This window comes from Alkalilacustris brevis, assembly GCF_003350345.1.
Taxonomy (GTDB): Bacteria; Pseudomonadota; Alphaproteobacteria; order Rhodobacterales; family Rhodobacteraceae; genus Alkalilacustris; species Alkalilacustris brevis.
The window spans coordinates 110,693-123,509 of the sequence record NZ_QNVJ01000054.1 but is presented as its reverse complement, the minus strand read 5'-3'; the positions used below and the strand labels follow the sequence as shown (position 1 = coordinate 123,509).

The following is a 12,817-nucleotide window of genomic DNA, read 5'->3' as shown; positions in this document are numbered from 1 at the left end:
TCATTGATCGCATCTTTAGTGACGTTTTTTCTGCCGCAGACCGCCCATGGCACCCGCAATGCGCTGAACCTTGGCTGCGCGTTGCTCAAGCTGGGGATGGTGGCCTTCATGCTGGGCGAGGTCGCGCAAGGCACGATCTACGAGATGCGGCTGCCGCTTGCGCCGGGGCTGGACCTGTTGTTGCGCATCGATGCGCTTTCGCTGCTGTTCGTGACGCTCTCGGCTTTTCTGTGGCTGCTGACCACGATCTACGCCATTGCCTATTTCGGCACCAAGCCCGAGCTTTCGCGCTTTTTCGGCTTCTTCAGCCTTTGCGTGGCGGCCACCACGGGGCTGGCGATGGCAGGCAACCTGATCAGCTTTTTCATCTTCTACGAGCTTCTCACGCTGTCCACATGGCCGCTGGTCATCCACAAGCAGGATCGCGCCTCGCTGGCGGCAGGACGCAGCTACCTGACGTTTTCGCTGCCCGGCAGCGCTGCACTTCTGGTGGCGATACTCTGGCTGGAAAGCGCGACCGGCCCGATCGAATTCGCCCTGCCTGCCGACCTGCGCGCGCATGGCGATGCCAGCCTGCGCATGATCTTCGCGCTGTTCATCGCCGGGCTTGGGGTCAAGGCCGCGCTGGTGCCGCTGCATGGCTGGCTGCCCGCAGCCATGGCCGCGCCCGCGCCGGTCAGTGCGCTGCTGCACGCGGTGGCGGTGGTCAAGGCCGGGGCCTTCGGCATCGTGCGGGTCATCTATGATGTCTTCGGCATCGCGCTGGTCGAGGAATTGCGCGTGGGCATCGTCCTGGCCGCGCTGGCGGCGGTCACGATCATCTGGGGCTCGCTCAGGGCGTTGCAGCAAACCGAGGTCAAGAAGCGGCTGGCGTTTTCGACCGTCAGCCAGGTCGCCTATATCGTGCTGGGCGCAGCGTTGGCGGGGCCCTTCGCGGTGATCGGCGGGCTGGTGCACCTGGTGCATCAGGGGCTGATGAAGATCACGCTGTTCTTCTGCGCCGGGGTCTATCAGGAATGCGCCGACATTTCCGAGATCCGCCAGCTTGACGGGATAGGGGCGCGGATGCCGCTGACGTCGCTGTGCTTTTCGCTGGGCGCGCTGGGCATGATCGGGATACCGCCGATGGCCGGGTTCGTTTCTAAATTCTACCTGGGCGTTGGCGGTGTGCAATCGGGCGCGGCCTGGGTGGTGGCGGTGCTGGTGGCATCGTCGCTGCTCAACTCGGCCTATTTCCTGCCGCTGCTCTACCGGATCTGGTTTCGGCCCGTGCCGGTCGAAGGGGGCAGCTCCGGCCCGAGGGCGACGCCGCCGGGTATCCTCTGGCCGCCGGTCATTACTGCGGCGGCGGCGCTGGCCGTGGGGCTGTTTGCCGCCAGCGCGTTCAGCCCGCTGGCCTGGGCCACCCTGATCGTCGAAAGGGAGTATCTGCCGTGACACCCCTTGTGCTTGATGGCCCTGTGCTGCCGCTGATCGCGCTGATCTGGCCGCTTGTGCTGGGTCTGGCGGCGGCCTTGCCTGCGATCCGCACCCACGCAATCACACTGCTGCCGCTTGCGCCGCTGCCTGCGCTGCTGCTGGCGCTGGTGGCAATGACAGGGGCCGGTAGCGGGGCCGAGACTGTGGTGGGGTTCGTTCTGCTCGGCGTGGTGCTGGGCCAGCCGCCGCTGGGGATGTTGCTGTTGGGGATGACAGCGTTTCTGTGGCTGGCGGCGGGGGTATATGCGGTGGCCTACATGCGCAGCGCGCGCCGCCCCGCTGTATTCACCGGCTTCTGGTGCCTGACGCTGGCAGGCAATCTGGGGGTGTTTCTGGCGCAGGACATCATCACCTTCTATGTGGCCTTTGCCGCAGTGTCGCTCGCGGCCTATGTTCTGGTGGTCGAGGCGGCGAGCAAAGAGGCCCTGCGCGCCGGGCGTATCTATTTGACGCTGGCTGTGCTGGGCGAGGCCTGCCTGCTGGCGGGGTTCACCATCGGTGCTGCCGCTGCCGATACCCTGCGCATCGAGGATATGCGCGCGGCCCTGCCCCAGGCGCCGCTGGGCGGGCTGGCGGGATGGCTGCTGCTGGCAGGCTTCGGGCTGAAAGCGGGGCTCGTGCCGCTGCATATCTGGCTGCCGCTGGCGCATCCGGTCGCACCGACGCCGGCTTCGGCGGTCCTGTCGGGGGCGATCGTCAAGGCCGGGGTCATCGGGCTGATCCTGTTCCTGCCGCCGGGCACGGGCCTGGCCGGGGTGCTGGTGACGGCGGGGCTGTTCGGGGCCTTCGCCGCGGCGCTCTACGGGCTGAGCCAGGCCAATCCCAAGGCGATCCTGGCCTATTCCACGATCAGCCAGATGGGGCTGGTGATGGCGCTGATCGGTGCGGCACTGACGGCGGGCAGCGGGATGGAGCAGGCAGGTTTCTACGCCTTTCATCATGGGCTGGCCAAGGCGGCCTTGTTCCTGTCGGTGGGTGTGGTCGCAGGCGCGGCTGGCGGTCGGCGTGTTGCTGCCTTGGGCCTTGCGGCGCTGGCCGCGCTTTCGGTCGCGGGTGCGCCGCTGAGTGGCGGCGCGCTGGTCAAGGCGGCTGGCAAGCCGGTGCTGGCCGGTGGTGCAGGCGCCACCGCCGAAATGCTGATGACGATTTCGGGGATCACCACGACATTGCTGCTGGGCTGGTTCCTGATCCGGCTGTCGCGGGAAGCAACGCCCGAGGGAAAGCACAGTGCCGGGCGGTCCGACTGGAGGCTTTGGGCGCCGGTGCTGGCGCTGAGCCTTGGCGCGGTGCTGTTGCCCTGGGGGCTTTGGTCGGACTGGTCCGGAGGGCTTGGCCCCGACTACCCGTGGCGGGGCACCACCCTGTTGGCCGCTGCCTGGCCCGTGGCCACCGGGCTGGCTGCTGGCCTTCTGGCAAATTGGCGTGGGCTGGTCATGCCGCGTCTGCCCACCGGAGATCTGGCGCCAATGCTCGAGCGGGCGGTGCTGACCACGATCAGGCAGGCCGAGCGCGCTGACACCGCGCGCAGAAGCCTTGCGCAAAAGACAGTCACCAGCCCCTTGCCGCGAAGCCTTGGCAACCAGACGGGCCAGCTTGTCGCCCGTCTGGAGGCCGCGCTGGGGCAGTGGCGATGGAGCGGGCTGGCGGCGCTCGTGCTGATCCTGGTGCTGGCCGGCTTCATGTAAGCGCGGCGGGGCGGCCGGGGCCGCCTTCAGCCATTCGCCCCGTTCAACGCCTGCCACACCCGCAACGGGCTGGCCGGCATCCCGATCGGGCCGACCCCGCGCGAAGCCAGCGCATCGCAAACCGCGCTCATCACCACCGGCAGGGCGCCCACGGTGCCCGCCTCGCCCGCACCCTTGGCGCCAAGCGGGTTGTTCGCCGTCGGCACCGAGTGTGTCTCGACCCGCGGGCTGGGCATGTCGCCCGCGCGGGGCATGGCGTAATCCATGAAGCTTGCGCTCAGAAGCTGGCCGCTGCCGGATTCGAAATGCACCTGCTCGAGCAGCGCTTGCCCCAACCCCTGGGCTATCCCGCCGATGATCTGCCCTTTCATCAGCAACGGGTTGATCACCGTGCCAACGTCATCGACCAGCGTGTAGCGCACCACCCGCGTGCCGCCGGTGTCCGGGTCTATCTCGACCTCGCAGACATGGCAGCCATTGGGGAAGGTGGCTGCATCCGCCGCCTCGAAGGATTCTCCCGAAACCTCGCGGTCGGCGCGGGCCAGAACATCGCGGAAGGCCACGCCAAGGTCGGTGCCGGCCACGCGGTAGCGGCCGTGGTCGAACTCGATATCGGCGGATGCAGCCTCGAGCATCTCGGCAGCTTCTTCGCGCAGGGCCTCGATCACCTGGTCGGCCGCGCGCCACAGCGAGGTGCCCGCCGCCGCCATCGTGCGCGACCCGAAGGTGCCAACACCCTGCGGCACGACATCGGTGTCACCCGTCAGCAGCGAAATCTCTTCGGGTTCCAGACCCAGCCGATCGCTCAGCACCTGGCGGAAGGTTGTCAGATGCCCCTGCCCCGAATCGGAGGAGCCCATCAACATCCGTGCCCCCGCCTGGGGCGAAACCACCAGCCGGGCGAATTCCGGCGCGGGCTTGCCGGGGGGGCCGTTGGCGATCTCGATCACGCAGGCAAGGCCAATGCCAAGGATACGGCCCCGGGCTTCGGCCTCGGCCCGGCGCACGGGAAAGCCCGCCCAATCGGCCGCCGCCAGAGCCTTTTCGAGAACGGCAGGAAAATCGCCACTGTCATAGGTGTAGATGAAGCCGGTGTCATAGGGCATCTGATCGGGGGTGACCATGTTGCGCCTGCGCAGCTCAACCCGGTCCACGCCCAGCTTCACGGCGGCCCGGTCGATCATGTGCTCAAGGATGTAACTGGCCTCGGGCCGCCCGGCGCCGCGGTAAGGCGCATTGATCTGGGTGTTGGTGAAATAGCTTTCGATCCGCATGGCCGCAGCCGGGAAACGGTAAACCCCGACGATGCCGCCGGTATTGGCGATCGGCGGAACCATGGTCGCTGGCCCCAGATAGGCGCCAAGGCTGGCCTTTACCGCGACATCGATGGCGAGGAACCGCCCGTCTTCATCCAGCGCGAGCGTCGCATCGGCCCATTGTTCACGCGCGTGCGCGTCCGACTGGAACGATTCCATCCGCCCTGCGACCCAGCGCACCGGCCGCCCCAGCCGCCGCGCCGCCCAGAGCGCGACGACATATTCGGGATAGGCCATGTTCCGCATCCCGAAAGAGCCGCCGCAGCTGCGGGTCATGACGTGCACCGCCTGGTTCGGCAATCCCAGCGCAGCTGCCAGATCGCCGCCCAGCCGGTGCGGTGCCTGGGTGCCCAGTTCCACCTCGAAACGTTCGGTTTCAGGGTCGAAACTGACCAGCACGGCGCGCGGCTCCATCGCGGCGGTGGTGATCCGGGTGATCTCAAGCCGCTCGCGCAGCACATGCGCGGCGCCAGAGATTGCCTCGCGGGCCGCCTCCGGGTCGCCCTGTATCTGGCGATAGCATAGGTTGTCGGGATATTGTGGCCAGACGCGTGGCGCATCGGGGCGCGCGGCCTCAAGCGCGCTGATCACCGCGGGCCGGTCCTCGATCTCGAGCATCACCGCCTCGGCGGCATCCTCGGCCTGCGCGCGCGTCTCGGCCAGGATCGCGGCAACCGGCTCTCCGACATGGCGCACCTCATCCACCGCGAGGGGCATGAAGGGCGGATGGCGCGAGGCCTCACCATCCGGGCCCGGCATCGGCACGCGCGGCGCAAGCCCGACAACTCCGCCCGCCGCCAGCTCCTGCCCGGTGAAAACCGCCACGACACCCGGCATTCCGACCGCGCCGGAGACATCGAGCCTGGCGATCCGGCCCACCGCGACCGGAGACCTCAGCAGCACGAGGGCAAGCTCGCCGGGGCGGCGCACATCATCGGTATAGGTGGCCTTGCCGCGCACCAGCACGTCATCTTCAAAACGGACCTGCGACTGCCCAATCCTCAGCATGAACTCCCCCTCGATACGGTTTTGTTGCCCTCACGATCCGCAACAAAGCACAGCCCCGCACGGGCTGCGAGAGGCAGAAGCGCAAAAATCGTTTTTCCGGGTATGTTTTCGCTCTTGCGTCATCGCGCCGCCATCGACGGCGGTGCGCCGCGGCCCCCGCAGAGCCGAAAGCGCGCTCATTCAGGCGGCAGGACGAGGATCGCGCGAAAATCGTTCACATTGGTCAGGGTCGGGCCAGTGATGACCTGATCGCCCAGCGCCGCGAAAAAACCGTGGCTGTCATTGGCGTTGAGCGCGCGCTCGGGGTCATGCCCGACAGCGCGCGCACGGGCGAGCGTGCCCGGCCCGATAATCGCGCCGGCCACTTCGGCCGCACCATCCACCCCGTCGGTGTCGCAGGCGATGGCATGGATACCCGGCGCACCATCAAGCGCAAGCGCCAGCGCCAGCGCGAACTCGGCATTCGGGCCACCCAGGCCATCGCCCCGGCGCGTTACCGTCAGTTCCCCCCCCGACAGCAACAGCAGCGGCGAATCGCCCGGCTTCATCGCCTGCCGCGCCTCAATGGCTGTGCGTGCCTGCGCGCCGGCGATTTCGCGCGCTTCACCCTCCAGGGCATCGCCCAGAATGCGCAGATCGCAGCCTGACGCGCGGACCAGCGCCGCCGCCGCATCGAGCGATTGCGCAGGCGCGGCGATCACCCGGTTTTCCACCCGCGCCAAACGGGGGTCGCCGGGCGGCACCACGCCGGTTTCGCCGCCGGCCAGGTGCGCGCCCACCGATTGCGGCACCTCGACATTCCAGCGCGCAAGGGTCGCGGCCGCGTCTGCCGGGGTGGAGGCATCGCCCACCGTCGGGCCTGAGCCGATCTCGGCCGGGTCATCGCCCGGCACATCCGAGATCATCAGGGCAACCATGCGCGCGGGCGACGCCGCAGCGGCAAGCTGCCCGCCCTTCACGCGGCTGAGATGTTTGCGCACGATGTTCATCTGCCCGATGGGCGCACCCGAAGCCAGAAGCGCCGCGTTCACCGCCTGTTTGTCAGCCAGCGAGATCGCGCCCGCCGGACGCACCAACAGCGCCGATGCCCCGCCCGAAATCAGCGCCACGGCCAGGTCATCCTCGCCCAGAGTTGAGAGCAGTTCGAGCATCCGTCCCGTGGCCTCGGCCCCGCGCGCATCGGGCACCGGGTGTGCGGCTTCGACAATCTCGATACCTGCGCAGGAGCGCGCATATCCATAGCGCGTGATGACCAGCCCCTCGCAGGGGCCCCAGGCCGCCTCGACCGCCTCGGCCATCCGGGCCGAGGCCTTGCCCGCCCCGATCACCACAACCCGCCCGGCCGGCCGCGGCGGAAGTGCCGGAGCAACGATCCGCATCGGGTCGGCCACCGCGACCGCACGGTCGAACAGGGCACGGAGAAAGTCGGCGGGCTGTTGCGGGCCAGGGTGCATCGGGTTTCTCGTTTCTTGCGCATTGCATATGCGAAAGGGGTAGCGCCAGCCGCGCCGGGGGGAAAGGGCGATCTGCCCCTCAGTGCAACGGAGCGCCGCGCGCTAACCTTCTGTTAACCAGACCTCGGGAGACTGCCGCCATGCACCCATGTCTCGCAGCCTTTGCCTTCGTGCTCGCCATCTCACTCGGCCTTGGCGGGTGTGCCTCGCCCTCGCCCCGGTTTCTGGGGGCAGAAGAGCAGCGCGTAACCATCGGCGGCACGCAGATCGCGGTTTTCCGCGACGGTGATCACGCACAGGCGATCCGGCTGGATTACGCCGGCCGTGCCGCCCGGCGCGACATGCCAGAACGGCTGGTTCAGGCAATCGGGCAGACCACGGGCTGTTCGGTGCGCCCCGGCTCGGCCGAGGGTGACAGCGGCGTGATCACCGCACGGATCGATTGCTGAGGGGGCATGTGCCTACTCTGCCCCGCGCGCGGCTTCGGGATGATCGGCCATGAAGCTGCGCAGCACTGTAAAAAGCGTGCGCGCATGGTCGAGATCATCGCGGTGCAGCGCGGCGCGAATGTCATCGCAGATCATCTGCTGCACCTGCACCGGGCCGTGATGGATATGCATCAGATATTCACCCAGCATCGCGGCATCGAGGTCGGGCAGGTGCTCATGCTCGGCGATGGCCGCGATTTCTTCGCGGCTCAGGCAGGTCATGTCTTCAATGTCGTCCAGGGTGATCATCGGTGCCTCCATACGCAAGGGCACCATTATAGCAGGTTCACTCCCCCGCCCGGGATGATCGGGATCAATCCGCAGCCGCGTCGTTATCGGCCTCGGCGGTATCCAGCCGCCCGCCCTCGAGCTCGGCATTGAGCAGCGCGCCGATCAGCGTGGCATAGGCCGAGATATAGAACCAGATCAGCAAGGCGACCACCGCCGCCAGCGATCCGTAGGTCTCGTTGTAGTTGCCGAAATTCGCAAGAAACCAGGAAAAGGCCAGCGACGCCAATGCCCAGAGCGACACCGCCAGCAATAGCCCAGGCGTGAGCCAGGGCAGCCGAACCCCACGATTGGGGCCGTAGCGATAGACAATACTCAACCCGCCCATGACCACTGAAAGCGCGACGATCCATTTCAGCGAATTCACGACGATACTGGCGAACGGCCCCAGCGGCACAAAAGCAAGAACGATGGGCAGTACGATGATCGTTGCAATCGCCACGATGGCCACGGCAAGCAGCGTGACGGTCAACGCGATCGCCACGGCTGTGCGCCGCACCCCGCCACGATTATTCAAGCCATGCACGGCATTCAGCCCCGTCATCAGCGCCCCGACGCCCAACCGCGCCGTCCACAATGTGAAGAGAATGGAAACGAGCGTCGTCCAGCCCAGTGCACTGTCATGCGCGGCGGCAAGGCGGTCAATCTGGCTGGCGACCAGCGCATGCGCCTCTTCCGGGATGAATTCGCGCAGCATTTCGAACTGATACTCGATCATCGCGGGGTCTGACATGAAGCCCCAGATTGATATCAGTGCTGCAATACCCGGAAAAATTGCAAGCAGCGCGAAAAACGCAACCCCGGCCGCAATAAGGTCAAGGTTGCGTTCGCCCATTGCATTCCACATGCGGCCAACGATGCGGAGCCAGGTTTTCATGCGTCCGGCGTGCGGCTTGTCATCGCCAGGGCCTTGCTGCACTTTGATCAGATGGCAAGATCGTCTGCCGACTTGCCCTGTTTCAGCGCATCGACAAACCAATTGGGTTTGCGGCCACGGCCTGACCAGGTAATGCTCGGGTCATGCGGGTGACGGTATTTTGGCTTTGCCGGTTTGCGGGTTTTCCGCGCAACCCCGGTCAACTCGGCCAGAGAAAACCCTTTTTCGCGCGCCAGAGCCTCAAGCTCAGATGCCGCTTCCAGCTTTTTACGCTCCTGGAAGGTTTCAATAGCTCGATCAACATCCTTCCTGAGCTGCTTCAACTCATTCAGCGGCATTTCTTCCAGATTGAATCTAACCACGTCGTTCCCCATTCTAGAGAGTTACACCATTAAAATGGCACGCAGCGTATAAATAGCAAGCGCTTTGATTGCAATAAGGGAAAGGCATGGCGCGCCCGAGCCAAACCGCAAACTGGCACGGGCACGTTTTGCAACAGCGCTTTTCGCTATGAGGGCTCGCGGTATCCGAGGTGGCTCAATTCACCGGGGTGACGCAATCGCAGATCCGCAGCCGCACGCGCGCGCCCACATCAATCTGCGCCCCCGGCCCTGAGATGACAAGCAGACAGCGTTCGCCTTCCTGCACCCAGTAAAGCTGATCGTGGCCGCGGTATTCGCGGCCCACCACGGCGGCGGTGCCTTCGGGGTCGGGCTCAAGCAGGATCTGTTCAGGCCGCACGGCAAGGCTGACCTCGCCATTGGCCGCGCGTGACAGCGGCAGCCGGCCGAACGGTGTGTCGGCATCCATCCCGTCGGCGGTGCCTTCGAAGATGTTCGAGCGGCCAATGAAGCTGGCAACAAAAGCACTGACGGGGTTGCGATAGATCTCGTCGGGGGTGCCGATCTGCACCACGCGCCCGGCCTCCATCACCGCGATGCGATCGGCCAGCGCCAGCGCCTCTTCCTGGTCATGGGTGACGAGGATCGCGGCCGATCCCGCCTCTTTCAAAAGCGCGCGCACTTCCTGCCGGGTCTCGACCCGCATGGCGGCGTCGAGGTTTGAAAACGGCTCGTCCAGTAGCACCAGCGGGGGCGCCACAGCCAGGGTGCGGGCCAGTGCCACGCGCTGCTGCTGACCGCCGGAAAGTTCATGGGGGTTGCGCGCAGCGAGCGATTCCAGCCCGACGAGCCGCAGCATGGCGCGGGCGCGGTCGTCGGCCTCGGCACGGCGCATACCGCGCAGGCCGAACTTGACGTTGTCGAGCACGTCGAGATGCGGAAACAGCGCGTAATCCTGAAACACGAAGCCGATGCCGCGCTTTTCCGGGGGCAGGCGCGTGATGTCGCGCCCGCGCAGGATGATGCGGCCAGCATCCGGCGGTTCGAACCCGCCGATCATGCGCAGCGTGGTTGTCTTGCCGCAGCCGGAGGGGCCAAGCAGTGCGAGCAATTCGCCTTCGCCCATGCTGAACGAGACACGCTCGACCGCGGCCGCGCCTTCACCGGGGAAACGGCGCATCAGGCCATCGACCTCGAGCAGCACCTTTGCCGGGCGTTGGCGGAAGCCCAGCGGCGTCGCCTCGGCCGGCATACGGAAACTGAGTGAACGCGGCAGCTCTTGCATCATCATCCTCCTGCCTTGCGGTCATGCCGCAAAACGAAGCCGACGAAAATAGCCGAGAAGGCGATAATCGCCGCCGCATAGGGCGCGGCATCCATCAGCATCCCCTCGGAGGTGCGCGAGAACATGGTGATCGCCAAGGGCCTGAAACCGGTTGGCGCCAGCAGGAACGCGATTGGCAGCTCTTTCATCGCGATGACGAAGACCAGCACCATACCGGCAACGATGCCGGGGCGGATGGTGGGAAAGGTCACGCGGCAGAAGGTCGAGACCGGGCCGTGCCCCAGTGCGCGCGCGGCTTCCTCCAGCGAGGGCCGCGCGTGATACATGGCCGAGCGGATCGGCCCCAATGCCAGAGCTAGAAAGGCGAGTGCATAGACGGTGATCAGCAGCAGGTGGGTCTGGTAAAGCCAGCGCGCACCCTGAAGCGAAAAGAACACGAAGGCCAGCGCGAAGGCCAGCGCAGGCACAGCATAGCCCACGAAGGCCAGCCGGTTGATCAGCGTCGAAAGCGGCGAGGGGTAGCGCACCGCCAACACCGCTACGGGCAAGGCCATCACCGCGGCCAGCGCCGCCGAGGGCACCGCGACCGAGAGCGATTGCACGAAGCTGTCAAAAAGCGGCGCAAGCACCGGCTCGAGCGGCCCGCGTGTCATCCAGAAGGTCAGCACCGCCACCGGCAACCCGATAGAGGCCAGCACCACCGCCCCGGCAAAGCCCCAGCCTGCCGCCTGCCCGGCCAGTCCCAGCCGCAGGCGTTTCAGCGCCGCGCCGCTTCCCGATCCGGTGCGCGCATAATGCGCCCCCTCGCGCAACCGGCTTTCCCACCAGACCACGGTCAGCGCGATGGCGATCAGGATCAGCGCGAGCCATGCCGCATAGACCCGGTCGAACGCCGCCGAATACTGCACATAGATCACGTAGGAAAACGCCTCGTAACGCATCAGCGCGACGGCGCCGAAATCGCCGATTACGTAAAGCCCTATCACCAGCCAGCCGGCCAGCAGCGCGGGCATCAGATGCGGCAGCGTCACCCGCATGAACACCTCGCGCGCGGAACAACCCAGCGCGCGGGCGCTTTCCTCAAGGCTTGCATCCAGCCCGGCAAAAGCCGCGCGCAGGTTCAGGTAGAGGTAGGGGAAGGTGTAGAGGCTGAGCGCCAGTGTCGCGCCCCACCAGCCTTGCGGGCGCGGCAGGGTGAAACCCAGCGTCTGGTTGAGAAACCCGTAATTGCCCGCCAGCCCGATCAGCGCATAGGCCATGACGTATCCGGGCACGGCAAGCGGCAGCACGACGAGGATGTTGAGCACACGCCGCCCGGCCAGGTTGGTGCGGCTGACCAGCCAGGCCAGCGGCAGCGCGATCACTGTGGCAAACACCAGAACCCCGCCAGTCAGTGCCGCCGTGTTCAGCAGAAGCTGCCCGGTGCGCGGCCGCCAGAGCAGCCCCATGACGGTGGAGAAATCGGCCTGAAAGGCCCGCAGCAGCAGATAGTAAAGGGGCAAAAGCATCATGCCCCCGATCATCAGACCGACGACCGAGAAGAGAATGCGGGCCGCCGGAATGCGACGGCCCGAAGTGATGGCGAGGTCTGTCAAATCAACCCGGCTTCCCTAATCAGATCAAGCGTGCCTTCGAGATCAGTCAGCGTGTTCAGATCGAACTCGGGCGCGTTGGCCTCGGCTTCGGTGTGGCTCAGCCCCATCCCTGTGACAGGCACGATGCCGCTGCCGGTTACGGGGTATTCATAGACATTGCCAGTAAAATACTGCTGGGCAGTCTGGCTCAGCAGGTAATCGACAAAGGCGACAGCCGCTTGGGTATTGTCGCTGGTGGCAAGGATCCCGATACCCGCCGGCATCATCAGGTTGCCCAGATTGCCCGGCTCGAATTGTGCCTGCGCGATCGGGAATCCCGGATCAGACGCCAGAAAGCGGCCCAGATAGTAGTTGTTGGTCATGGCGAAATCGGCCTCGCCATCGGCGATTGCCTGATAGGCGGCCGTGTTGTTGCGCACGATGACCGGGTCATTGGCGGCAATCCCGCGCAGCCATTCCAGCGTGTAGTCGTCACCTTCGGCCACGCGCAGCGCCGCGACATGGGCGATGAACGAGCCATTCGTGGGCGGCAGCGCCATGCGCCCGGCGTATTGCGGATCGGTCACATCGGCCAATGTGCGCGGCAGCTCTTCGGCCGACATCCGCTCGGGCGAGTAGATCAGCACGCGCGCCCGGCCTGAAATGCCGATCCAGCGGCCATCGCTGTCACGATAAACCGGCGAGACCTTCTCGAGCGTCGCTTCGGGCAGCGGCGCAAACATGTCGGCCACCGCGCCAAGTGCAGTGACATCCTGCGCCCAGTAGAGATCGGCGGGCGAGATGTCGCCCTCTTCCTGCAGCAGGATTGCAAGCTCGGCGGTGCCGCCATAGCGCACGTTCACCTCGATACCGGTTTCCTGCGTGAAGGTCTGGATGATCGGCGCGACGAGCGTTTCGCCCCGGCCCGAATAGAGTGTCAGTTGCTGCGCGCTCAGCGGCGTTGCCGCTACTGCTGCCAGCGCGAGTATGGTGTTGCGAATACCATTCATGTTGAACCCTTT

Annotated in this window: 11 protein-coding genes; 3 read left to right on the top strand and 8 right to left on the bottom strand. The window is 66.1% G+C overall.

Annotation, left to right across the window (positions count from 1 at the left end; all coding sequences use genetic code 11):
* The first annotated feature begins 18 nt into the window (after window positions 1-18).
* Both DQ229_RS08380 and DQ229_RS08375 read left to right on the top strand, forming a co-directional pair.
* Window positions 19-1,437, top strand: a complete 1,419-nt coding sequence (locus DQ229_RS08380) for a proton-conducting transporter transmembrane domain-containing protein (protein ID WP_238381005.1) — start codon at window positions 19-21, stop codon at window positions 1,435-1,437.
* A complete protein-coding gene (locus tag DQ229_RS08375) occupies window positions 1,434-3,164 on the top strand; it encodes a complex I subunit 5 family protein (protein WP_114965813.1) in 1,731 nt (576 codons plus the stop codon). Before DQ229_RS08380 ends, DQ229_RS08375 begins: the two co-directional genes overlap by 4 nt.
* A gap of 26 nt (window positions 3,165-3,190) precedes the next feature.
* Here the strand turns inward: DQ229_RS08375 and DQ229_RS08370 are convergent, their stop codons facing one another.
* Both DQ229_RS08370 and DQ229_RS08365 read right to left on the bottom strand, forming a co-directional pair.
* Entirely contained in the window at window positions 3,191-5,488 is a 2,298-nt protein-coding gene (locus DQ229_RS08370) for a xanthine dehydrogenase family protein molybdopterin-binding subunit (protein ID WP_114965812.1), read from the bottom strand.
* Between the two features lie 176 nt (window positions 5,489-5,664).
* Window positions 5,665-6,942: a glycerate kinase type-2 family protein gene (locus DQ229_RS08365; protein ID WP_114965811.1), complete on the bottom strand. Its 1,278-nt coding sequence runs from the start codon at window positions 6,940-6,942 to the stop codon at window positions 5,665-5,667.
* A gap of 140 nt (window positions 6,943-7,082) precedes the next feature.
* On the opposite strand from DQ229_RS08365, the gene DQ229_RS08360 reads away from it, so the two are divergent.
* Window positions 7,083-7,391, top strand: a complete 309-nt coding sequence (locus tag DQ229_RS08360; RefSeq protein WP_155326474.1) for a hypothetical protein — start codon at window positions 7,083-7,085, stop codon at window positions 7,389-7,391.
* A 12-nt stretch (window positions 7,392-7,403) separates the two neighbouring features.
* Here the strand turns inward: DQ229_RS08360 and DQ229_RS08355 are convergent, their stop codons facing one another.
* From DQ229_RS08355 to DQ229_RS08330, 6 genes are all read right to left on the bottom strand, one after another.
* Window positions 7,404-7,679: a hypothetical protein gene (locus DQ229_RS08355; protein ID WP_114965859.1), complete on the bottom strand. Its 276-nt coding sequence runs from the start codon at window positions 7,677-7,679 to the stop codon at window positions 7,404-7,406.
* Window positions 7,680-7,743: 64 nt separating this feature from the next.
* Window positions 7,744-8,565 (bottom strand): YihY/virulence factor BrkB family protein, encoded by an 822-nt coding sequence (locus DQ229_RS08350; protein WP_274378829.1) that lies wholly within the window; start codon window positions 8,563-8,565, stop codon window positions 7,744-7,746.
* Window positions 8,566-8,642: 77 nt separating this feature from the next.
* Window positions 8,643-8,969 (bottom strand): H-NS histone family protein, encoded by a 327-nt coding sequence (locus tag DQ229_RS08345; RefSeq protein WP_114965808.1) that lies wholly within the window; start codon window positions 8,967-8,969, stop codon window positions 8,643-8,645.
* A 163-nt stretch (window positions 8,970-9,132) separates the two neighbouring features.
* Complete coding sequence (locus DQ229_RS08340; RefSeq protein WP_202909538.1) at window positions 9,133-10,221, bottom strand: ABC transporter ATP-binding protein; 1,089 nt, start codon at window positions 10,219-10,221, stop codon at window positions 9,133-9,135.
* Between the two features lie 2 nt (window positions 10,222-10,223).
* A complete protein-coding gene (locus tag DQ229_RS08335; protein WP_238381004.1) occupies window positions 10,224-11,816 on the bottom strand; it encodes an ABC transporter permease in 1,593 nt (530 codons plus the stop codon).
* Window positions 11,813-12,805: an extracellular solute-binding protein gene (locus DQ229_RS08330; protein ID WP_114965807.1), complete on the bottom strand. Its 993-nt coding sequence runs from the start codon at window positions 12,803-12,805 to the stop codon at window positions 11,813-11,815. Before DQ229_RS08330 ends, DQ229_RS08335 begins: the two co-directional genes overlap by 4 nt.
* Window positions 12,806-12,817: the final 12 nt, after the last annotated feature.

What these genes read in the sequence shown, in the direction of transcription:
- DQ229_RS08370 (WP_114965812.1), bottom strand. Translation starts at nt 5,488, where the DNA reads ATGCTGAGGATTGGGCAGTCGCAGGTCCGTTTTGAAGATGACGTGCTG.
- DQ229_RS08365 (WP_114965811.1), bottom strand. Translation starts at nt 6,942, where the DNA reads ATGCACCCTGGCCCGCAACAGCCCGCCGACTTTCTCCGTGCCCTGTTC.
- DQ229_RS08360 (WP_155326474.1), top strand. Translation starts at nt 7,083, where the DNA reads ATGCACCCATGTCTCGCAGCCTTTGCCTTCGTGCTCGCCATCTCACTC.
- DQ229_RS08355 (WP_114965859.1), bottom strand. Translation starts at nt 7,679, where the DNA reads ATGATCACCCTGGACGACATTGAAGACATGACCTGCCTGAGCCGCGAA.
- DQ229_RS08350 (WP_274378829.1), bottom strand. Translation starts at nt 8,565, where the DNA reads ATGTGGAATGCAATGGGCGAACGCAACCTTGACCTTATTGCGGCCGGG.
- DQ229_RS08345 (WP_114965808.1), bottom strand. Translation starts at nt 8,969, where the DNA reads ATGGGGAACGACGTGGTTAGATTCAATCTGGAAGAAATGCCGCTGAAT.
- DQ229_RS08340 (WP_202909538.1), bottom strand. Translation starts at nt 10,221, where the DNA reads ATGCAAGAGCTGCCGCGTTCACTCAGTTTCCGTATGCCGGCCGAGGCG.
- DQ229_RS08330 (WP_114965807.1), bottom strand. Translation starts at nt 12,805, where the DNA reads ATGAATGGTATTCGCAACACCATACTCGCGCTGGCAGCAGTAGCGGCA.